The sequence below is a fragment of the Streptomyces sp. CA-288835 genome (genome assembly GCF_050936385.1).
Classification (GTDB): domain Bacteria; phylum Actinomycetota; class Actinomycetes; order Streptomycetales; family Streptomycetaceae; genus Streptomyces.
On record NZ_JBNJMW010000001.1, the window covers coordinates 541,980 to 563,194 of the forward strand.

Annotated in this window: 19 protein-coding genes; 9 read left to right on the forward strand and 10 right to left on the reverse strand. The window is 69.9% G+C overall.

Features of this window, described 5'->3' with window-relative positions; genetic code table 11:
* Positions 1-25 precede the first annotated feature (25 nt).
* Positions 26-1,654 (reverse strand): peptide-N4-asparagine amidase, encoded by a 1,629-nt coding sequence (locus ACQEVY_RS02635; protein WP_432944361.1) that lies wholly within the window; start codon positions 1,652-1,654, stop codon positions 26-28.
* A 121-nt stretch (positions 1,655-1,775) separates the two neighbouring features.
* Between ACQEVY_RS02635 and ACQEVY_RS02640 the strand changes: the two genes are divergently transcribed.
* Positions 1,776-3,275, forward strand: coding sequence for a glycosyltransferase family 39 protein (locus ACQEVY_RS02640; RefSeq protein WP_432944363.1), 1,500 nt, complete (start codon positions 1,776-1,778; stop codon positions 3,273-3,275).
* Between the two features lie 74 nt (positions 3,276-3,349).
* Here ACQEVY_RS02640 and ACQEVY_RS02645 read toward each other — a convergent pair whose 3' ends face one another.
* Positions 3,350-4,093 carry a hypothetical protein gene (locus ACQEVY_RS02645; protein ID WP_432944365.1) on the reverse strand — a complete coding sequence of 248 codons (744 nt, stop codon included), beginning with the start codon at positions 4,091-4,093 and terminating at the stop codon, positions 3,350-3,352.
* 189 nt (positions 4,094-4,282) lie between these two features.
* Here ACQEVY_RS02645 and ACQEVY_RS02650 point away from each other — a divergent pair, with 189 nt between their 5' ends.
* The 3 genes from ACQEVY_RS02650 (at position 4,283) to ACQEVY_RS02660 (ending at position 8,622) form a co-directional block, all read left to right on the forward strand.
* Positions 4,283-6,082, forward strand: coding sequence for an ABC transporter transmembrane domain-containing protein (locus ACQEVY_RS02650; protein ID WP_432944367.1), 1,800 nt, complete (start codon positions 4,283-4,285; stop codon positions 6,080-6,082).
* Complete coding sequence (locus tag ACQEVY_RS02655) at positions 6,079-7,869, forward strand: ABC transporter ATP-binding protein (protein ID WP_432944369.1); 1,791 nt, start codon at positions 6,079-6,081, stop codon at positions 7,867-7,869. Before ACQEVY_RS02650 ends, ACQEVY_RS02655 begins: the two co-directional genes overlap by 4 nt.
* A 282-nt stretch (positions 7,870-8,151) precedes the next feature.
* Positions 8,152-8,622 (forward strand): DUF5709 domain-containing protein, encoded by a 471-nt coding sequence (locus ACQEVY_RS02660; protein WP_432944371.1) that lies wholly within the window; start codon positions 8,152-8,154, stop codon positions 8,620-8,622.
* Between the two features lie 11 nt (positions 8,623-8,633).
* Here ACQEVY_RS02660 and ACQEVY_RS02665 read toward each other — a convergent pair whose 3' ends face one another.
* Positions 8,634-9,428, reverse strand: coding sequence for a metal-dependent hydrolase (locus ACQEVY_RS02665; protein WP_432944373.1), 795 nt, complete (start codon positions 9,426-9,428; stop codon positions 8,634-8,636).
* A 154-nt stretch (positions 9,429-9,582) separates the two neighbouring features.
* On the opposite strand from ACQEVY_RS02665, the gene ACQEVY_RS02670 reads away from it, so the two are divergent.
* Both ACQEVY_RS02670 and ACQEVY_RS02675 read left to right on the forward strand, forming a co-directional pair.
* Complete coding sequence (locus ACQEVY_RS02670; protein WP_432944375.1) at positions 9,583-12,096, forward strand: DUF3516 domain-containing protein; 2,514 nt, start codon at positions 9,583-9,585, stop codon at positions 12,094-12,096.
* A gap of 19 nt (positions 12,097-12,115) precedes the next feature.
* Complete coding sequence (locus tag ACQEVY_RS02675; protein WP_432944377.1) at positions 12,116-12,985, forward strand: acyl-CoA thioesterase; 870 nt, start codon at positions 12,116-12,118, stop codon at positions 12,983-12,985.
* A gap of 52 nt (positions 12,986-13,037) precedes the next feature.
* On the opposite strand, the gene ACQEVY_RS02680 is transcribed toward ACQEVY_RS02675, so the two are convergent.
* Both ACQEVY_RS02680 and ACQEVY_RS02685 read right to left on the reverse strand, forming a co-directional pair.
* A complete protein-coding gene (locus ACQEVY_RS02680) occupies positions 13,038-13,985 on the reverse strand; it encodes a DUF6397 family protein (RefSeq protein WP_432944379.1) in 948 nt (315 codons plus the stop codon).
* Positions 13,986-14,137: 152 nt separating this feature from the next.
* Positions 14,138-14,551 carry a roadblock/LC7 domain-containing protein gene (locus tag ACQEVY_RS02685; protein WP_328766456.1) on the reverse strand — a complete coding sequence of 138 codons (414 nt, stop codon included), beginning with the start codon at positions 14,549-14,551 and terminating at the stop codon, positions 14,138-14,140.
* Positions 14,552-14,645: 94 nt separating this feature from the next.
* On the opposite strand from ACQEVY_RS02685, the gene ACQEVY_RS02690 reads away from it, so the two are divergent.
* Positions 14,646-15,074: a PPOX class F420-dependent oxidoreductase gene (locus tag ACQEVY_RS02690; RefSeq protein ID WP_432944382.1), complete on the forward strand. Its 429-nt coding sequence runs from the start codon at positions 14,646-14,648 to the stop codon at positions 15,072-15,074.
* A 13-nt stretch (positions 15,075-15,087) separates the two neighbouring features.
* Here the strand turns inward: ACQEVY_RS02690 and ACQEVY_RS02695 are convergent, their stop codons facing one another.
* From ACQEVY_RS02695 to ACQEVY_RS02715, 5 genes are read right to left on the reverse strand one after another with little or no spacing between them, the layout of a single operon-like run.
* Positions 15,088-15,693, reverse strand: a complete 606-nt coding sequence (locus ACQEVY_RS02695; protein ID WP_328766458.1) for a GTP-binding protein — start codon at positions 15,691-15,693, stop codon at positions 15,088-15,090.
* Between the two features lie 53 nt (positions 15,694-15,746).
* A complete protein-coding gene (locus ACQEVY_RS02700; RefSeq protein ID WP_432944384.1) occupies positions 15,747-16,160 on the reverse strand; it encodes a DUF742 domain-containing protein in 414 nt (137 codons plus the stop codon).
* A 16-nt stretch (positions 16,161-16,176) separates the two neighbouring features.
* The gene (locus ACQEVY_RS02705) at positions 16,177-16,611 is read right to left on the reverse strand and encodes a roadblock/LC7 domain-containing protein (RefSeq protein ID WP_432944386.1); all 435 of its coding nucleotides are present in this window, start codon (positions 16,609-16,611) and stop codon (positions 16,177-16,179) included.
* A complete protein-coding gene (locus tag ACQEVY_RS02710) occupies positions 16,608-19,163 on the reverse strand; it encodes a sensor histidine kinase (RefSeq protein ID WP_432944388.1) in 2,556 nt (851 codons plus the stop codon). The genes ACQEVY_RS02705 and ACQEVY_RS02710 overlap by 4 nt, the downstream gene beginning before the upstream one ends.
* 54 nt (positions 19,164-19,217) lie before the next feature.
* Positions 19,218-19,991 carry an MHYT domain-containing protein gene (locus tag ACQEVY_RS02715; RefSeq protein WP_432944390.1) on the reverse strand — a complete coding sequence of 258 codons (774 nt, stop codon included), beginning with the start codon at positions 19,989-19,991 and terminating at the stop codon, positions 19,218-19,220.
* A gap of 152 nt (positions 19,992-20,143) precedes the next feature.
* Here ACQEVY_RS02715 and ACQEVY_RS02720 point away from each other — a divergent pair, with 152 nt between their 5' ends.
* Positions 20,144-20,743: a class I SAM-dependent methyltransferase gene (locus ACQEVY_RS02720; RefSeq protein ID WP_432944392.1), complete on the forward strand. Its 600-nt coding sequence runs from the start codon at positions 20,144-20,146 to the stop codon at positions 20,741-20,743.
* A gap of 177 nt (positions 20,744-20,920) precedes the next feature.
* Positions 20,921-21,214, forward strand: a complete 294-nt coding sequence (locus ACQEVY_RS02725; protein WP_432955033.1) for a hypothetical protein — start codon at positions 20,921-20,923, stop codon at positions 21,212-21,214.
* The last annotated feature ends 1 nt before the right edge of the window (position 21,215 follow it).

Sequence of the window (21,215 nt, forward strand, 5' to 3'; positions counted from 1 at the left end):
GTGACACGTCACACAGGCTCTGGACTCAGCAGCGCTCCCGGTCCTCGGTGACCATCCCCTGCACAGTGATCACACTCCGGTCGAAGCAACCGCCCTGTCCGTACAACCGGTAGCGCTCACTCGTCGTGCCGACCGCATGCCGCTGGTCGCGCGGCACATTCGCCGTATACGTCGCGTCGCCCACGTAGCTGTCGTCGAGCCGGTACCAGTCGGTGCGCCGGCTGCCGCGCGTCTCCACGACGGCGGCCTGGTCCCCCAGCGACATGACGGTCCGCAGCCGGTCGCCCGCGCCGAGGGTCGTGGTGCCGTCCATCGTGTACGTCCGGTGCGTGCGGGTCGACGTCGCCGGTCCGCGTCCGTCGACGGTGACCGTCTCGTCGTCGGTCCAGTTCGCCTTCAGAGCGTCGGTGTTCTCGCCGTCGGTCCAGCGGTGCAGGGACGTATGGGCGAGCGATCGCCTGACGGTGGTCGTCACGCGGCCGTGGGAGGTGTCGACGTACCCGGACACGGTCAACCCGTGGCCGGCCTCGGTGTCCAGCCGGTGCTCAGAACCGGGCGTGTACGTCGAGGAGTTGGCGAGGTCGCCCGCCTTGTGCGCGGTCAGCTTTCCGGTCACCTGCCTAGTCTTGGCATCCTGCTGGACGAGGACGTTCACCGGGGCGCTCCAGCCGGACTGCCCCTCCGGAACGCCGACCACGGAGACCTCGATCCGGTGCGGACGGCCGTCGTTGAGCAGCCCCGCGAAGGGTGTCAGGTCGTACTCGATGGGCTTGATGTCGAAGGTGCGCGGCCCCGGAATCACATACCAGAGGAAGGGATTGGACCAGCCCCCGGTCCACACGGTCGGGAACGGCGTGGCGATGCCCGCCAGTTGGCCGTCGACCTTGATCTGCACCTCGCGGTAGGGGCCGTCGTCCGCCTTGCAGGAGTACGGCGCGGCATCGGGCACCGTCAGATACCAGTACTCCTCGCAGCCGCCGCCGGAACCCGTGGCGTACACCTCGGCGACGATGCGTTCGCTGTTACGGGGCGTGGTGAGGGTGCCGTCCTTAAGAGTGAGGACGCGGTCGGGGGTGGTGGCCGCGGGCCTGCCCTCGTAGAAGGTCAGCGTCACCTTGACGTCGATGATGCCCGTGTACGTGTCGTCGACGACGTTCCCGATGAGCATCTCGACGTCCTGGCGGTGCCGGAACGTGTCGCTGTATCGGGTGACGTCCTTCTCCACAGACCACTCGATGCCGTCCGGCGAGGGCTGCGGGGTGGACGTACGGAAGACCTCGACGCCACCCATGTGCAGATAGCCGAGCCGGTCGAACTGCCGCCCCTTCACCTTGCCGTCGAGCCGCAGCACGACCTTGCTCCATCGGTCGCCGCAGCCGCGCGGGGGCGCGTACGTGCCCTTGTACGGCGTGAAGTCGCGGAACTGAGCTTCGGCAACCGTCATCTCGCAGGACTTCGCGTCATTGGGTCGGGTGACGGGCGGCGCGGCGGTCAGGGGGTCGTGCCAGTCGGTGCCGAACTCGGCGGGCGGGGCGGGGGATTCGGCGGCGAGGGTGTGGGATGGGGCGGCGGCCGGGGCTGGGGGCTCGCCGAGGAGTGTGCTCGCCACGAGGGTCACCCCGGCGAGCATGGACATGATGATCCGTCTTCTCATGGCCGGAGTTCTACGGGGAGTTGGAGCTGCCCGCAATGAGTCCTCGGGCGATGAGTCAGCCCTCTCGACGGGTTTCTGCCATGTCAGTACCGTGGTGCGACCGGTTGGCGAGGGGGGCGCTATGGATCGGGCATGGGACGATGACGCACCGCGCGACTTGCCTCGTTTCGCCACCGGTCCGGTCGCCTCTCTGGCGGTTGGTTTCGCCGTCGTGCTGACCGCGCTGTCCGGCCGGTACGGCTACCACCGGGACGAGTTGTACTTCCTCGCGGCCGGCGATCACCTGGCATTGGGATACGTCGACCAGCCGCCGCTGACGCCGCTCATCGCGCGGGCGGCCACCACCTTGTTCGGGGACTCGACGGTCGGGCTGCGCGTCGCGGCGACCCTCGCCTTTGTGGCCTTCATCTTCACGGTCGCACTGCTGGCAAGGGAGTTGGGCTCCGACCGCCGGACGCAAGTGCTTGCCGCGGGGCTCGCTGCTCTGGGCGCGCAGCCACTGGCGGTCGGGCACATGGTGTCGACCGCCAGCTTCGATCAGCTGGCCTGGCTGGTGATCTGCTGGCTGGTGCTGCGGCTGCTGCGCACCGGCGACGGACGGTGGTGGCTGCCGGTCGGACTGTGTGTCGGGGTCGGTCTGCTGAACAAGTACCTCGTGGCGCTGCTGGTCGTGGCCCTGCTCGCGTCCGTGCTCGCCGTGGGGCCCCGGCGGATGCTGCGCAGCCCCTGGCTGCCGGCCGGTATCGCCGTCGCCCTCGCGGTGGCGGCACCCAACCTGTGGTGGCAGGCAGACCACGGCTGGCCGCAGTTCACCGTCGCGGAAGGAATCAGCTCGGACGACGGTGCCGAGAACCGCATCCTCTTCCTTCCCGAGCAACTCATCTATCTCTCACCGCTGTTCGTGCCCGCCTGGATCGCGGGCTGGCTGCGGCTGTGGCGCGATCCGGCGCTGCGCTGGGCACGGTCGATGGCTGTGGCGTATCCGCTGCTGTGTGTGCTGGTGCTCGGGCTGGGCGGCAAGGGGTACTACGCAGTGCCGCTGCTCGTCGTCCTGTTGGTGGCGGGCTGCGAGCCGGTTCTCGCCTGGACGCGGCGCCATGGCCGTACGTGGCTCGTGGTTGCCGTCGCGCTGACCGCGGCGATCAACGCGATGGTGACGCTGCCCGTGCTGCCGCAGAGTGCGCTCGCCGTACCGATGGCGCTCAACAAGGAACAGGGTGAGCAGGTGGGCTGGCCCGCGCTCGCCGACGCGGCGCGCGAAGGGTGGTCCGCGATTCCCGCGCCTGAGCGGGCACGCGCCGTGGTGTTCACGCAGAACTACGGTGAGGCGGGCGCCCTCGACCGCTACGGGCCCGCACGCGGGCTGCCCCGGCCCTATTCCGGCCATATGAGCTACGCCGACTGGGGTCCTCCGCCGGACTCGGCCGACGGACCCGTTCTCCTCGTCCGGCAGGAGGACGCACGCGATATCAAGCGGTACTTCACCGGCTGCCGTCAGGTCGCCCGCGTCGACAACGGACACGGCGTGGAGAACGAGGAGCAGGACGCGGCGATCGTCCTCTGCTCGGGAACGACCCAGCCGTGGTCGAGACTGTGGCCCTCGCTCCGGCACTACTACTGAGGACTTGGGCTTGTGGCTTGTGGCTGGTGCGAGCCGGCCGGGTCGCACCGATGGGGAGGTCGACGAGGGGCTTGTCAGGCCTTGAGGTTCGCCTTGTCGCCCATCACCACGACCGGGTGCTTGGCCGGGTCGAGAGTGCGCAGCAGGTACTCCATGCCCGGCTTGGACAGGCTCACACAGGCCGACGTACCGCTGCCGTGGTCCATGTGCAGCCAGATGCTGCCGCCCTTGGACTGGCCCTGGGGGCGGGTCGGATCGTTGGGTGAGGTGCCCTTGACGCGGTTGTAGTCGATGGCGATGACGTAATCGAAGTCGTGCCAGTGCGACTTGGACCAGTAGCGCGGGGCCTGGAAGCCCGCGGACCGGGTGTACGGGAGGCCCGCGCCCGGGTCGGGGAGGACGCCGCCCGCGTCGCTGAGGGTGAACACGCCGACAGGGCTGCGGTTGTCGCCCTCGCGGTGGTCGGTGGTCCAGCCCTTCTTGCCGTTGTGCCCCTGCCAGCTGCGCGTCTGGTCCCAGGTGGAACCGGACTTGGTGTAGAGGACGATCTTGGACTCCGCCGAGTTCTTGCCCTCGCCGTAGACGGCCACGACCTGACGGGAGTTGGCCGGAATCTGCTTCCGCAGTCTGTCCCCGACGTCGGGGATGTGCTTGAGGTCGACGGTGCGCGCCTGGGCCTGTCGCGGCCGGTCGCTCGGCTTCGCCTCGCTCTGGTGACCGCCTCCGCTGTCCGAACCGCCGCAAGCCGTCAGGGACATGAAAAGGGCAGCACAGGCCGCGGCCGCAACTGTCGTACGCATCGCACCGCCAACTCGCATGCGATCCATCGTCGCACCGTGTTCCGGACGATTGCGCCCGGCACCGGGGTATCCCGGCCATATGCGGGCGATGCGAGCCGAATCTTTGCCTGACGCCGAAAAACCGTTTGCCTGCGGACACGCTGTGGCGCGAACCTTTCACAGTTTGTTGTCTCCCCCCAACCCCGTTCTACGAGCCCCTGGGACGTCATGCAGATTCAAGACCTTCCGTATCCCGACCCGGGTGTGCCGGACGCCCGCTCGGGTCCCCGATTCCTGGTATGGCTCGGCCGGAATCAACTCGGCGGACAGCTGAAGTCCCTGGCCTGGGGGTTGCTGCACTTCCTCTCCGTGTCCGGGCTGCCCTTCTGTGTCGGGTTCGCCATCCAGGCCGTCGTGGACCGCTCCGGCGCACGGCTGGCCCTGGCGGGTGGCCTGATCGCGCTGTGCGGGCTCGGTATCGCGGTGGGCGACACCATGCTGCACCGGACCGCGGTCACCAACTGGATCACCGCCGCCGCCCGGGTCCAGCAGCTACTGGCCCGCAGGACCGCCCAGTTGGGCTCCGCACTGACGCGGCGCGTGGCGGCCGGTGAAGTGGTCTCTGTATCCACGGGTGACGTGGAAAAAATTGGATGGTTCGTGGAGGCCGTGTCGCGGTTCACCGCGGCCGCCGTGACCATCGTCCTGGTCTGTGTCGCCCTGGTCGTGTACGAGCCCGCGCTCGGGATCGTGGTCGCCGTGGGCGTGCCCGTCCTGGCGCTCGCGGTGCTGCCCCTGCTGCCGCGCGCCACCCGGCGTGCCGACTTCCAGCGGGAGAAGGCGGGCCGCGCCACCGAGCTGGCCTCGGACACGGTCGCGGGTCTGCGCGTGCTGCGCGGCATCGGCGGCGAGGAGCTGTTCCTGGACAGGTACCGCCGGGCCTCGCAGGAGGTACGCCACGCCGCCGTCCGCAGCGCCCGGATGTGGTCGCTGATCGCCGCGGTCCAGGTGCTGTTGCCCGGTCTGCTGCTGATCGCGGTCGTCTGGCACGGCGTGAACCTGGCCCGTGAGGGCCGGATCACCGTCGGCGAGATGGTCACCGTGTACAGCGCCGTCATGATCATGTCGTACCCGTTGCACCACTTCGTTGAGATCGCGATGGCGTACTCCTTCTCCCGGCCGTCCGCGAAACGCGCGGCTCGGGTGCTGGCGCTGGAGCGCGCGATGGACAGCGAGGGCTCGCTCGAGGCGGTCGCGCCGGCCGGGGATCTGTACGATCCGGCGACCGGGCTGCTCGCTCCGGACGGACGGCTCACCGCTGTGGTGTGCGGTGACCCGGATGCTTCGGGTGTGCTGGCCGAGCGGCTCGGCGGGCACGCCGCGGACTCCTCGGAACTGCCGTCCGCGCTTCTCGGGGGTGTACCGCTGGACGAGCTGCCGCTCGACTCCGCCCGCACTGCCGTCCTCGTCCAGGACAAGGACCCGGTACTGCTGTCGGGCACCCTTCGCGAACTGCTCGACGTGCCCGCCTCGGGCGGCGTCAGTGCCCAGGACGCGCTGGCCGCCGCGCAGTGCGGTGACGTGCTAGACGCGCTCGCCCAGGGGTCGCTGGACGCCGAGGACCCGATGGACACCCGGATCACCGAACGCGGACGCTCGCTGTCGGGCGGCCAGCGCCAGCGCCTCGCACTGGCGCGGTCCCTAGTCACTGACCCGGAGGTGCTCGTCCTGGACGAGCCGACGTCCGCCGTCGACTCGCACACCGAAGCACGGATCGCCGACGGCATCCGGTCGCTGCGACAGGGGCATACGACGGTGGTCTTCACCTCGTCCCCGCTGCTCCTGGACCACGCGGACCGGGTCGTGCTCGTCCATGAGGGCGAGGTCGCCGCGGTCGGCGTGCACCGCGAACTGGTGCACAGCGAACCCCGGTACCGCGCCGTGGTGACTCGTGAGACCGACGACGAGTCCGCCGTTCGCGACCTGGACCACCTGGAAGCACTCGAAGAGATCGAGGAGACCGCATGATCGGCGTGGCGCCACCGGCCTACGACCCGGCGGCCCCGACGACGGCGAACACCCTGCCCGTCGGCGCCCCCGCGACCGTACGCGCCTACGTGGCCGAACTGTTCCAACGGCACCGCCGGGCCTTCCTGCTGCTCATCACCGTCAACACGGTCGCCGTCGTCGCCTCGATGGTGGGCCCCTACCTGCTGGGCTCCCTCGTCGAGCGCGTCTCCGACAGCGCCACCGCGGCGAACGAACTGCATCTGGAACGCACCGCCGCGATCTTCGTCCTCGCGCTGGTCGTCCAGGCCGTGTTCGTACGCCAGGTGCGGCTGCGCGGCGCCATGCTCGGCGAGCGCATGCTGGCCGACCTGCGCGAAGACTTCCTCGTCCGGTCGGTGGGACTGCCGCCGGGCGTCCTGGAGCGGGCCGGGACGGGCGACCTGCTGTCCCGGATCACGACGGACATCGACCGGCTCGCCAACGCCATGCGCGAGGCCGTGCCCCAACTGGCCATCGGTGTGGTGTGGGTGGCCCTGTTGCTCGGCGGGCTCGCCGTGACCGCGCCGCCGCTCGCACCCGCCGTGCTGATCGCCGTCCCGCTCCTGGTGGCCGGCTGCCGCTGGTACTTCAAGCGCGCGCCGTCGGCCTACCGCTCCGAGGCCGCCGGGTACGCCGCCGTGGCCGCCGTCCTCGCCGAGACCGTGGATGCCGGGCGCACCGTCGAGGCGCACCGCCTGGGCGAGCGCCGCATCGACCTGTCGGACCAGCGAGTCAGGGAGTGGACCGCATGGGAGCGGTACACCTTGTGGCTTCGTACGGTGCTCTTCCCGGTCATCAACATCACGCATGTCACGGTCCTCGGTTCGGTCCTGATGATCGGCGGGTTCTTTGTGCTCCAGGGCTGGATCGAGGTCGGCCAGCTGACGACGGGCGCGCTCATCGCGCAGATGCTCGTCGACCCGGTGGGCCTGATCCTGCGCTGGTACGACGAACTGCAGGTCGCCCATGTGTCGCTGGCCCGGCTGGTCGGCGTACGCGACATCGAGCCGGACGCCGGTGACGACTCGCTGGACCCGGACGGGCGCGAGGTGCGCGCCGACCGTGTGCACTTCGGCTACCGGGAGGGCGTCGACGTTCTGCGCAAGGTGTCGCTGGAGATCGCGCCGGGCACCCGGCTGGCGCTGGTCGGCCCGTCCGGCGCGGGCAAGTCCACGCTGGGCAGGCTGCTCGCCGGGATCTACGCGCCCCGCGTCGGCCACATCACCCTGGGCAACGCCGAACTGTCCGAGATGTCCGCCGAACGCGTCCGCTCCCACGTGGCACTGGTCAACCAGGAACACCACGTCTTCGTGGGATCCCTGCGCGACAACCTGTTGCTCGCCCGAACCGATGCCGATGACGCCGAGCTGTGGGCGGCCCTCGGCGCGGTCGACGCCGATGACTGGGCGCGGGCGCTGGACGACGGTCTGGACACCGAGGTCGGCTCGGGCGGCCTCGGCCTCACCCCGGCCCAGGCCCAGCAGATCGCGCTGGCCCGGCTGGTGCTCGCCGATCCGCACACGCTGGTCCTGGACGAGGCCACCTCGCTCCTCGACCCGCGCGCCGCCCGCCACCTGGAACGCTCCCTGGCCCGCGTCCTCGACGGCCGCACCGTGGTCGCCATCGCCCACCGACTGCACACCGCCCACGACGCCGACGTCATCGCCGTCGTCGAGAACGGCCGCATCAGCGAACTCGGCAGCCACGACCAGTTGGTCACCGCGGACGGCGCGTACGCCGCGCTGTGGCGGTCCTGGCACGGGTGAGCCGACTGCCGGTGCCAGGTCCGCCCGCGTCCGGGCGGACCGGCGCCACGGCCGTACTGGCGGCCGGGCCCGGGCCCTGCCGTGCGGGCGGGCCCGACCAGTGGTCGGCTCCGTGGCGTTGCGGTGTATCGACAAGGGGTGGAAGGCTGGATACCGGCACGGGCTCGGGAAGCGCACCGGCACCACCCGGTTCCGTACGAGCGATTGCCTGAGCCCAGCGGCCCGCGCGCCCGCTGCTGAACGCGGTGGCGGCGGATCGGCCCGCATCACCTGGAGGTACCCGTGGACAGCGCCGGCGGATGGGGAGACGACGTCTACCAGCCCGACCAATCCGAGGTGCAGGACGACGCGGGGCTGCTCGGCGCCGAGGACACCCTGGAGTCCGACGGTGTGAACGACCCTCTGGACCGTGGCTGGTCCCCGCCGGAGCGGCCGTGGGCCGTGGAGCGCAGGGACGTGACCGCGGCCGAACGGCTTCGCGGCGAGACGCTGGACGAACGGCTCGCCGTGGAGCTCCCGGAGGTCGTGGCGCCCGACGGGGACGGTATCGGCGACAGTCTCGATTCCGACGGCGAGGCCCTGGACAACGAGGTGGGCACCATCCGCTCCGGACGTCTCGTGGCCCCGGACGAAGGTGCGCATGGGGACGAGGAGAGTCGGCTGATCGCCACCGATGTGGGCATCGACGGTGCCGCCGCCTCGGCTGAGGAGGCGGCCATGCACATCGTCGACGAGGACGCCCAGTCCGGCTGAACCTGCGTCGCTCAGATGACGTTGAGCGCCGCCGCGCAGCCCACTCCGCCGAGCAGCATGAACACCGGCATCAGCACCTTCAGCTCGACCCAGCTGCCCGCCCGGAACCGCATCGCCTTGGGCGGCCCCACCGGGTACCAGCGCTTGCGCCCTATGGGTATCGGCCACAGGATCGGGCAGCCCGACACGGTCAGCGCGTCGCCGATGTCGTGCACCAGCGCGCCGAGGACGACCGGCAGTCCCAGCCACAGGTACTCCTGGCCCGGCGCCGTGAACAGCCAGTCGGCGCCGTTGCCCGGCTCGTCCAGGACGCCCGCCAGGATCCAGGCACTCGTCGCGGCCAGCAGCCAGACCAGGACGTCGGCGCTCTGCCCCCGCGTCGCCCGCCACAGCAGACCCTCGATGGCGAGCACTATGTGCACGAAGAGGATCGCCAGGACCGCCCAGCGCTCCCCCGTGATCGCGATGACGGAGGTGCCCGCACCGATCAACGCGGCCCACAGCCAGGTGTGCGTCAGGGTGCGGTGCCCGCCCGAGCGACGCGGATCGCCTTGCTTTTTCGTCCCCTTGTAGATGGCGTACGAGAGCTTGTCGACGATCTCGCACAGGCCCCGTGAGAGGGGCCCGAAGGCCCGCGAGATGGTGGCCGCCTTGTGGTCGAGGTCGGGGGCGAGTGCGGCGCCGGCGCAGATCAGTGCGCCGACCAGGAGGACCGGCCAGGGCATCGTGTGTCCGGTGGCCGCCGCCGCGGCTCCGACGCCCAGCCAGGCCGCGGCCCCGGACAGTGAGTGTGCTGGTCCCATCATGGCCGCGCCCCGCCCCATTCCTCGTGTACTCGGTGTGCTCGCGCCCAGTTGTCGATGTGCGCTGATGCCTCGTCGGCGCCACAGCGTAGCGTTCGTGATCTTCTGTCCGGCAACCGATTCCCTCATTGCCCGGGATCACAGGCAAGATGGGGACGTGACCCTTATCGATCAGCTGCCGCAGACCGCAGATCCCGACGCCCTCTACGAAGCCTTCGAGTCGTGGACCGGGGAACGCGGTATCGCGCTCTATCCCCACCAGGAGGAGGCGCTGATCGAGGTGGTGTCGGGCGCGAATGTGATCGTGTCGACGCCCACCGGCTCCGGCAAGAGCCTGATCGCCGCCGGTGCGCACTTCGCGGCGCTCGCCCGGGACGAGGTCACCTTCTACACGGCACCGATCAAGGCGCTCGTCTCGGAGAAGTTCTTCGAGCTGTGCAAGCTCTTCGGCACCGAGAACGTCGGCATGCTGACCGGCGATGCCTCCGTCAACGCCGACGCCCCCGTCATTTGCTGCACGGCGGAGGTCCTGGCGTCGATCGCGCTGCGCGACGGCAAGCGGGCCGATGTCGGTCAGGTCGTCATGGACGAGTTCCACTTCTACGCCGAGGGCGACCGCGGCTGGGCCTGGCAGATCCCGATTCTCGAACTGCCGCAGGTCCAGTTCATCCTGATGTCGGCCACGCTCGGCGATGTCTCGATGTTCGAGAAGGACCTCACGCGGCGGACCGGCCGCCCCACCTCGGTCGTCCGCTCGGCGACGCGGCCCGTGCCGCTGTCCTACGAGTACCGGCTGACGCCGCTTACGGAGACGCTCACCGAACTCCTTGAGACCAAGCAGGCCCCCGTCTACATCGTGCACTTCACCCAGGCCCAGGCCGTGGAGCGAGCCCAGGCGCTGATGAGCATCAACATGTGCACGCGTGCGGAAAAGGACCAGATCGCCGAGCTGATCGGCAACTTCCGTTTCACCACCAAGTTCGGCCGCAATCTGTCCCGTTACGTGCGGCACGGCATCGGTGTGCATCACGCCGGCATGCTGCCCAAGTACCGGCGCCTGGTGGAGAAGCTGGCCCAGGCCGGTCTCCTGAAGGTCATCTGCGGTACCGACACCCTCGGTGTCGGCGTCAATGTCCCCATCCGCACGGTGCTGTTCACTGCTCTGGCGAAGTACGACGGCAACCGTGTGCGGACGCTTCGCGCACGTGAGTTCCACCAGATCGCGGGCCGTGCCGGCCGGGCGGGCTTCGACACGGCCGGGTTCGTCGTCGCCCAGGCTCCCGAGCACGTCGTCGAGAACGAGAAGGCGCTCGCCAAGGCCGGCGACGATCCCAAGAAGCGTCGCAAGGTGGTCCGCAAGAAGGCTCCCGAGGGGTTCGTCGGCTGGACGGAGAACACCTTCGAGAAGCTCATCTCCTCCGATCCGGAGCCGCTCACCTCCCGGTTCCGGGTGACGCACACGATGCTTCTGTCGGTGATCGCCCGGCCCGGCAACGCCTTCGAAGCGATGCGCAATCTGCTGGAGGACAACCACGAGCCGCGCAAGCAGCAGTTGCGGCACATCCGGCGCGCGATCGCCATCTACCGCTCGCTGCTGGACGGCGGCATCGTCGAGAAGCTCGACGAGCCGGACGCCCAGGGTCGTATCGTGCGCCTGACGGTCGATCTGCAGCAGGACTTCGCACTCAACCAGCCGCTGTCCACCTTCGCCCTCGCCGCGTTCGAGCTCCTGGAACCGGAGTCCCCTTCCTACGCGCTGGACATGGTGTCCGTCGTCGAATCGACGCTGGACGACCCTCGGCAGATCCTCGCCGCCCAGCAGAACAAGGCCCGTGGCGAGGCCGTGGCGGCGATGAAGGCGGACGGCGTCGAGTACGAGGAGCGGATGGAGCGGCTCCAGGACGTGACGTACCCGAAGCCGCTGGAGGAGCTCCTCTTCCACGCGTACAACACCTACCGCAAGAGCCATCCGTGGGTCGGCGACCATCCGCTGTCGCCGAAGTCCGTCATCCGCGACATGTACGAACGGGCCCTGTCCTTCACGGAGTTCGTCTCCTTCTACGAACTCGCCCGCACCGAGGGCATCGTGCTGCGCTACCTCGCCAGCGCCTACAAGGCTCTTGATCACACCGTCCCGGACGACCTCAAGTCCGAGGACCTGGAGGACCTGATCGCCTGGCTCGGCGAGATGGTGCGGCAGGTCGACTCCAGCCTCCTCGACGAGTGGGAGCAGCTCGCCAACCCGGAGGAGATGACGGCCGAGGAGGCCCAGGAGAAGGCCGACCAGGTCAGGCCGGTCACCGCGAACGCGCGCGCGTTCCGCGTCCTCGTCCGCAACGCCATGTTCCGCCGTGTCGAACTCGCAGCCCTCGACCAGGTCGAGGAACTCGGCGAGTTGGACGCCGAGTCGGGCTGGGATGCCGATGCCTGGGGCGAGGCCATGGACAAGTACTGGGACGAGTACGACGACCTCGGCACCGGCCCCGACGCGCGCGGCCCCAAGCTGTTGCTCATCGAGGAGGAGCCGCAGAACGGCCTGTGGCGCGTCCGGCAGACCTTCGCCGATCCGAACGGCGATCACGACTGGGGCATCAGCGCGGAGGTCGACCTCGCTGCCTCCGACGCCGAGGGACGTGCCGTCGTCAAGGTCACCGACGTCGGCCAGCTGTGAGCACAGGAGAAGCTGACACATGACGAACCCAGCGGAACGACTCGTCGACCTGCTCGACCTGGAGCAGATCGAGGTCAACATCTTCCGTGGCCGCAGCCCGCAGGAGTCCCTGCAGCGGGTCTTCGGCGGGCAGGTCGCGGGCCAGGCCCTCGTCGCCGCCGGCCGCACCACGGACGGGGAACGGCCGGTGCACTCGCTGCACGCGTACTTCCTGCGCCCGGGCCGACCGGGTGTGCCGATCGTGTACCAGGTCGAACGCGTCCGCGACGGGCGGTCGTTCACCACGCGCCGGGTCACCGCCGTGCAGCAGGGCCGCACGATCTTCAATCTGACCGCCTCCTTCCACAAGCCTGAAGAGGGGAGCTTCGAGCACCAGCTGCCGCCGGCCCGCGAAGTCCCGGATCCTGAGTCGCTCCCGACCGTCACTCAGGAGATCAAGGAGCATCTGGGCGAGCTCCCCGAGACGTTGGAGCGCATGGCCCGCCGCCAGCCCTTCGACATCCGCTACGTGGACCGGATGCGCTGGACCCCCGAGGAGGTCGAGCACGCCGAACCGCGCAGCGCCGTATGGATGCGCGCCGTCGGCCCCCTGGGCGACGACCCGCTGATCCACACCTGCGCGCTCACCTACGCGAGCGACATGACCCTCCTGGATGCCGTCCGCATCCCGGTGGAGCCGCTCTGGGGCCCCCGCGGCTTCGACATGGCCTCTCTGGACCACGCCATGTGGTTCCACCGGCCGTTCCGCGCGGACGAGTGGTTCCTGTACGACCAGGAGTCACCGATCGCGACCGGTGGCCGGGGCCTGGCGCGCGGGCGGATCTACAACCTCGATGGACAGCTGATCGTGTCCGTCGTCCAGGAGGGGTTGTTCAGGAAGCTGGGCTGATCTTGTCTGGCTTCTGAATCAGTCCGCGGCTCCAAGCCCGGCCCTTGACGGGTCAGGGGTTTCTGCGGCGCAGCCATCCGAAGCGGCGGCGGGAGCGTTCCGGTTCCTCGACGCTCCCCTGCTCCTCGACCGGTCGTGGCTGTGGCTTCGCACCCGCATGCGGTGTCTCGGCTCCCCTCGGTGTCGGACGTGGGGCGGGCCGGTGCTCTCGTGCCTCCTCGATCGCGTTCGCCAGGTCGCTGCGGAGCCAGCTGATCTCGTCCGGGTCCTGCGCCGTCATGATCCGTGCGGCGACGTGGGCGGCGGGTGAATCGGGCGCGCCGTGGGCCGGCTGGTCGGGGTGGTAGCGGTTCAGATAGGCGCGTTCGTACGGGTCCTCGATGATCTCCGCGACTTGCACGGGATCCAGCAGGGATGCCACGGCCGCGGCGCGTGCCCAGGGATCCTCGGTCTGCCGCAGCAGAAACCCCACGTGCCGTCCCCGCCAGTTGCGGGCCCGCAGGTCCACGCCCGCGTCCAACTGGTCGCGCAGACCTTCGGGCGTACGCCCCCTCAACAGCCGGGCGTTGTCCTCGCTCGCGGCGAACTGCCGTAGTTCTTCGGCCAGATACAGCCAGACCACAGCTCGGTAGCGGTTCAAGTACCACTTGACGGGCGCGATCAGGCCGAGGCGTGCGAACCGCGTGAACCGGGCTGCCGACACCCCCATGAGGGCCGCGCCCTCCGCGGTGCCCACGGCCTTGACGCGCTCGCGGAGCGCCTCGGGAAAGCCGGTTTCGGAACGCACCCGGTCGATTTCCGCGCGCGCCACGCGGCGGCCTCCGCCACCCTCGTCGGGAAGGGTCCTGATGCATCCGAGTCGGACGGCGAGGTCGAATTCGCCTCGTTTGAGGCCCAGTTCCCGTGCGGCGTGGCTCGGTGTGAGGGCCGGCCGGACCGCCTGCGCGGTGCGCGGGGTGGTGGTGGGCAGGGCGGATTGCGTGATGGTGTTGCCGGACATGGTGGTTCTCCCCCGTACAGCGATATGCACTTGCGTGCCTTTGCCTTGCTTGCGCCGTATGCGTGCGCTCGCTTCGGGAAAAACCGTAGCCGGTTTGCCTCGCCTCCCGCTCGGCCTGTGGATAACTTGGAGCGGGTCGACGTTCTTGCAGGTCAGGTGTCTATGGCGGGTGCGTGTTCCGGCTGTCGCGCATCGATGTCGAGGTGTTCACCGACGCGGTTGACGAGCAGCGTCATCTCGTAGGCGACCTGGCCGATGTCCGCTTCGGCCGCGCTGAGCACGCACAGGCAGCTGCCGGTGCCCGCCGCCGTGACGAACAGCACCGCGTCATCGAACTCGATCATGGTCTGGCGGACTTGGCCGGCGCCGAAGTGCCGCCCCGAGCCCTTGGCCAGGCTGTGCAGCCCCGAGGAGACGGCGGCGAGGTGTTCGGCGTCCTCGCGCCTGAGTCCCGTACTGGCCGCCGTGACCAGCCCGTCGTTGGACAGCACCAGTGCATGTCGTACGTGTTCGACGCGCTCGGTCAGGTCGTCCAGCAACCAGCCGAGTCCCTGGTTCTGCTCCATGATCCGTCTCCCCGTGTTGTGAGTCACCTCTGGCCTGAGGTTCTGACGAGCCAGCCTTCCCCACAGCCTCTGTCGGGGCAAGCATGATGGGGTCATGGCACAGAACATGACCGATGAGGAATGGCGGGCGTTCGTCTCCGAGGGCACCCGCACCGGCAAGCTGTCGACCGTTCGAGCGGACGGAAGTCCGCACGTGACCCCGATCTGGTTCGTACTCGACGGGGACGACCTTGTCTTCAACACCGGGAAGGACAGCGTCAAGGGGCGCAATCTTGCCCGGGACGGCCGGGTCGCCCTGTGCGTGGACGACGACCGGCCCCCGTACGCCTTCGTGGTCCTGCGGGGGCGCGCCCGGATCTCGGAGGATCTCGAAGAGGTCCGGCTGTGGGCTGGGCGGATAGGAGCGCGCTACATGGGCGAGGACCGGGCCGAGGAGTTCGCCGCCCGCAACGGCGTGCCGGGCGAACTCCTCGTGCGGGTGAGCATCGAGAAGGTCCTCGCCCAGGCCGCCGTCTCGGACTGAGCGAGCCGGAGCGTCAGCCGACGGAGTCGAGCAGCCGGGCGGTGTGCATCCGCCCGGCGTACTCGACGAGACGGATCAGCACCTCCTTCCCCGAGTCGCGGTCCCGGGCGTCGCAGAGCACAACGGGGGTGCCGCGGTCGAGGTCGAGGGCGCGTGACACCTCGTGGGCGCCGTAAGTGCGCGCATCCGCGAAGCAGTTGACGGCCACGACAAACGGGATGTGCCGGTGCTCGAAGTAGTCAACCGCGGGGAAGCAGTCCCCGAGCCGCCGGGTGTCCGCGAGGACGACGGCACCGAGGGCACCCTGTGACAGTTCGTCCCACAAGAACCAGAACCGGTCCTGTCCCGGCGTCCCGAACAGATAGAGCGACAGACCGGACCGGATGGTGATGCGGCCGAAGTCCATGGCGACGGTGGTCGTGACCTTGTGGTCGACACCGTCGGTGTCGTCGACCGACTGGCCCACCTCGCTGAGCAGTTCCTCGGTGCGCAGCGGCTTGATCTCGCTGACGGCTCCTACGAGCGTGGTCTTGCCCACGCCGAAGCCACCGGCGACCAGGATCTTCAGAGCCAGTGGGGCCGTCTCGGCGTTCGGGGCGTCGGGATGCTCGGAGGCCATCGATCACTTCTCTCGGGAGTGCCGGGCACGGCCGGCGTGGTTTCGGGTCCGCATCACAGTGCTCTCAGTCCCTCAATGACCTCGCGCAGGATGCGCTCGTCGGGCAGCTGGGCCGGTGGCACTGGGCGGCTGACTGTGACGCGGCCTCGCTCAAGGAGGTCTCCGAGGAGCACCCGGACCACGCCGACGGGCAGGTCGGCACCCGCGGCCAGTTCGGCGACGGACTGGGTCTCCGCACGGCAGAGGTCGATGAGGGCCAGGTGTTCCGGGCCGAGCGAGGTGTCGTCGCCTACGTCCGGGGCGCCCGTGTGCAGTGTGACGAGCGCGATCAGGTCGAAGCGCACTCCGGTGGGTCCGGGTTTGGTGCGTCCGCCCGTCATCGCGTACGGGCGGACGAGCGGCCCGGCCTCGTCGTCGTACCACTGGCTGCCTGGCTGCTCAGGTGGGCCGGTTCTGTCTTCGGTCATGTCCGCCGTCCTTCGCTCACCCGGACGCCGGTCGAGCGGCGGCACGCGGAGCGGTGGAGAGGTGCTCGCCTACCCGCTTGACCAGGAGGGCCATTTCGTAGGCGATCAGCCCTATGTCGGCCGTCACGGCGCTGAGGACGGCGAGGCAGGAGCCGTCGCCTGCGGCAGCCACGAACAGGAAGCCGTCGTCCATCTCCACCATGGTCTGGCGTACGCCGCCGACGCCGAAGTGGCGGCCGGCGCCCTTGGCCAGGCTGTTGAAGCCCGAGGCGACCGCGGCGAGGTGCTCGGCGTCCTCCCGTGTGAGGGCGCCGGACGCGCCCATCGCGAGCCCGTCGTTGGACAGCACCACGGCGTGCCGTACCTCGCCGACGCGGGTCACCAAGTCGTCCAGCAGCCAGTCGAGTTCACCGGTTCGCTGTGTGGTCCCCATGCCCTGGTCGTGGATCATGCGAGGTCTCCTTCACTGCCGTCCGCGCCCGGTGCGAGGTCGGGGGTTGCGCCGAGGCCGGGCGAGCGGCCGCCGCCGCGGGCCCAGCCGGCGCGGTAGGCCGCCATACGGTCCCGTACCAGCTCAGGGGTGCGTTCCTCGTCGCCCTGGGGGTCCGCCGCGGTCGTGGGCTCGGCGGGGCGCTCCTCGCGCAGTTGCGGGGCGAGGCTCGCCTGTCGTACGCGTCGTGGGAGCTCATCCGGTTCCTGCGTGTCGTCGGGCGGTCGGTGCAGCCGCAGGGTGGTGACGCCGGGCGGTGGGGCGTCGTGGGAGCCGTTCGCGTCGGCCCTCGGCCGGTCTCCGGAGGCCTGCATGGCCGCCTGTAGGGGGGCCACCAGAGCGGGTCGTTCGTTCTGGGGCTCTACGGAGTCCTGTTGTGGGGCGGCGGCGGGCACGCGCGCGTACTCGCGTTCTGCGGGCGGTCCCGTTTCCTCCCGGTGGGCACCGGAAGGCGCGGTTGTCTGAAGCAGTGCGGTGGGCAGCAGGACCACCGCGGTGGTGCCCCCGAAGGGTGAGGTCCGCAGGTGCACCTTGATGCCGTGCCGGGCGGCGAGCCTGCTCACCACGAAGAGCCCGAGCCGGTCGCTGTCGAACAGGTCGAGAGCTTCGGACTGCTCGATGCGACGGTTCGCTTCGGCGAGGGTCTCCTTGCCCATGCCGAGTCCCCGGTCTTCGATCTCCAGCGCGTAGCCGTTGCCGACCGGTTCGCCGGTGATGCGCACCTTGGTGTGGGGCGGCGAGAACTGGGCGGCGTTCTCGACGATTTCGGCAAGGAGGTGCGTGAGGTCGGCGACCGCGGCTCCGACGACCGACGTCTCCGGGAGGTGTCGTACCTCCACGCGCGCGTAGTCCTCGACTTCTGATACGGCGGCACGGACCACATTCGAGAGCGACACCGGCATTCGCCAGGCCCGGCCGGGAGCGGCTCCGGAGAGGATGATCAGGCTCTCCGCGTGGCGGCGCATACGCGTGGTCAGGTGGTCGAGCCGGAACAGGTCGCTGAGTTCGTCCGGGTCGTCGGAGCGGCGCTCCATGCTGTCCAGCAGGTTCAGTTGGCGGTGTACGAGGACCTGGCTGCGGCGGGCGAGATTGACGAAGACTCCGGAGATGCCGCTGGCGAGCTCCGCGCGTTCGACGGCGGCGCGCAGGGCAGCGCGGTGCACGGTGCCCAGGGCCTCCGCGACCTGGCCGGCCTCGTCCTCGGCAGGCGGGCCGGGAGGGGCCTCGGCACGGACGTCGATCTCCTCTCCCGCCCGCAGTCTGCGCATGGCGTGCGGGAGTTTGCGGCGGGCGATCTCCAGTGCGCTGTTGCGCAGGCTCACCAATTCGACGACGAGGCCGCGTCCGATGCGTACGGAGATGACGAGAGAGGCCGCCACGGCGACGAGGCCCAGGAGCACCGCGGCACCGGCCGGGGAGAGCAGGCCGCGCCGGAACGGGTCGGCCTGGTCCGCGACCGCATGGCCCGCGCTCGTCTCGATCGTCCGCATGTCGTCCTGCACGCGCGCGTGCGCTGCTGTCCAGCTCTCCTCGGGCGCGGCCTGGACCGCCCTGCGGCCGGGTGCGCTCGCGAGCACCTTGTCCTCGGCAGCACGTAGGCCTGCGTAGGCGCTGCTCTCCGCGAGGGCACCCCATGCAGCGTGTTCGTGCCCGCGCAGGTCAGGGACAGCGGATTCGGTGAGCAACCGGCGGGTGTGGACGGCACCGTTGAACAGTCGCAGCCGCTCTCCGTCGAGAGTCTCGGTGATGCGGGCGCCGGCGAGAACCGCGTCCTCCTGTGCGAGGGCCTCCCCCGCGCGGGCGAACTCGAGCACCACGCGCGCGTCGGAGCCGAGATCGGCGTCCTGGATGCCGGTGAGCGCACCGCCCACTGAGAAGGCCGTCGAAATGGTCTGCGTGTATTGCCCGTACGTCTCTTTCCATCCCGTCCGCCGCTCGAGCACCGCCGTCCGCAGGGAAGGCAGTTGCTCGGCACGGGTAACGAAGGCTTCGAGGCGCTGTGCCACTCCGGAGGGCAGCTCTTGGCTGTCGGCGACGGTGTTGTGCTCGCCGAGCCGCAGCTTCGCCACTGCCCGGTCGGTGCGCGCCGCAAGTTGCTTGAGGGTGCTCTCTTTCTCGGCGGAGGCGTCGGTCGCCCGGCGTACGGCGGCGGTGCGCTCGGCCTGGAGTGCGGCGACGGCGGCGGCCACCGGGGCACGCACCTGGGCGTCCACCCGCTGCAACTGCCGCAGCCGTGCGACGTCCTGGGCCGTGCTGACGGTGGCGTATGCCCACAGCGCGAGCAAGGAGATGACGGGCACCATCAACAGGCAGACGATCTTCGCTCGTACGGTGCGGGGGCGCGGGCTCCAACGTCCCGCGCGCGTGGGTATCTCACTCGACGCGGCGCCGTCCTGCTCTTCCGGGCCGGAGCCTTCGTCGGCCGGTGGTCCGGCGTGCGCGCGGCGGCCCCGTGCGGGAGTCGAGGGCGGCGGCGGAGAGCCGCCTGCTGGGGTCCTACGGGGTGTACGCATGGCCTCCTCGCTCGGAGTGGTTCGGGGGCGCGCCTGCGGGGCGCGGTCACTGCGCTAGTGGGCGGCACTCTCGACGGGGCGCTGGGCCGATGCGGAGGCCTGGCGTTCTCCAGCGGTCGGGGAGAGCGCGACGAACGCCGAGGTCAGGAAGAGGTAGGACCCGAGGCCGACGGCGAGGGGGAAGATGAACTGCATCGCCGTGGCCCCGGGCAGGGCCTCGCCGGAAGGGGAGACACGGACGCTGACCGCGATCATCCCGGTGTAGTGCATGCTGCTCACCGCCACTCCCATGACGAGGGAGGCGACGGCGACCGCGACGGGCGACTTGATGTTCAGTGCGGCCCAGAGTGCCGCGGTCGCCGCGACCACGGCGATCAGGACGGAGATACCGACCAGCACCGGGTCGTAGTTCACGTCACCGTGCAGCCGCAGGGCGACCATGCCGAGGTAGTGCATGCTCGCCACGCCGAGGCCGGTGGTGAGGCCGCCGAGGAACAGTGCCCGGCCTCGGTCACGGCCGTAGCCGACGGCGAAGACGCCCGCGCCGACGACGACCATGGCGACGATCAGGCTGAGGATGGTCAGCGGCACGTCGTAGCGGATCTCGGTGCCGCTGACGCTGAAGCCGAGCATCGCCACGAAGTGCATGGTCCAGATGCCCGTGCCGATCGCTGAGGCCGCAGTGAGCAGCCAGTTGCGGCGCGAACGCCCCGAGGCGCCCAGCGCGCGGACGGTGCACCGCAGCCCCAGGGCGGCGCCTATGCAGGCCATCACGTACGACAGCACGGGGGTCAGCCAGCCGAAGGTGGCGTGGTCCAGGTGTCCCATGGCTCCGGGACGCTAGTCCGGCCCGGTGCGCATAAAGGGGGCGCATTTCGAAAGCTGTTGGAATATGACGCCATGGTGTACCTGAACGATCGCGTCACGCTCGAACATGTACACCACCTCGCGGTTCACGGCAGTGCGAGATCATGCGAAGCATGAGCGACGACCAGGCACACGTGCAGGAGTTCTTCGCGGCCCGCGCGGCCGGGTGGGACGCCCGGTTTCCCGACGACGGTCCGGCGTACGCCGCGGCGGTCGCCGAACTGGGCCTGCGGAAGGGCGATCACGTACTGGACGCGGGCTGCGACACAGGACGGGCCCTGCCGCCGTTGAGGGAGGCCGTGGGGTCCTCCGGTGTGGTTCTGGGCGCGGACCTGACTCCCGCCATGCTGGAGGCCGCGGTGCAGGAGGGACGGGACCGTGCGGGACGGCTACTGCTGGCCGATGTGGCCGCGCTCCCCCTGCGCACCGCTTCGCTCGACGCCGTCTTCGCGGCGGGCCTCGTCGCGCATCTGCCAAACCCTGCGGAGAATCTGCGGGAGTTGGCTCGTGTCGTACGGCCCGGCGGGAAGCTGGCGCTCTTCCATCCCCTCGGCCGGGCGGCCCTCGCCGCTCGCCAGGGCCGGCAGATCACACCGGACGACCTGCGCGCGGAGGCCAATCTCGGCCCGCTCCTGTCGGGCTCCGGCTGGCGCATGACGTCGTACGTCGACGAGGACGCGAGGTTCCTCGCACTGGCCGTACGCGAGGGCTGAGGATCCCTCCGGAGTGGCTGCGCACGTAACACCGGGGGCTGTGCCGTGCCGCTTCACCGCACCGTCCCTCTTCTGGTGCCGGGACTTCAACTCTACGTTGAGTAGCAGGCTGAATAGCAGCAGGTGCGCGATCAGCGATGGCACTCACACAGGGGGAAGGTGGCCCGCATGTCCGGCATGTTAGCCAGACTCCGCAAGTTCCTTTCACGCCCGGAAGCGGCCGGGCCTCAGGAGGACCGGCGTCCGGAGAAGCGCACTCACAACCTCTTCGAGGCGGCCGCGGCCTATGTGTCGGCGTGCGCCGAGGACGACCAGGACCGGATCGACGAGGCCGCGGCCTGGGTGTCGCCGGAGGCGTTGTCGTTCGGGGTGAACGAGCTGGCGTGCCGGGCGGTCATCGCCCTCGCGCGGGAACGCGACGAGACGCCCACCGCGGTGGCGCGGACGCTCCTCGGTCTGCCTGCCGTCTGAC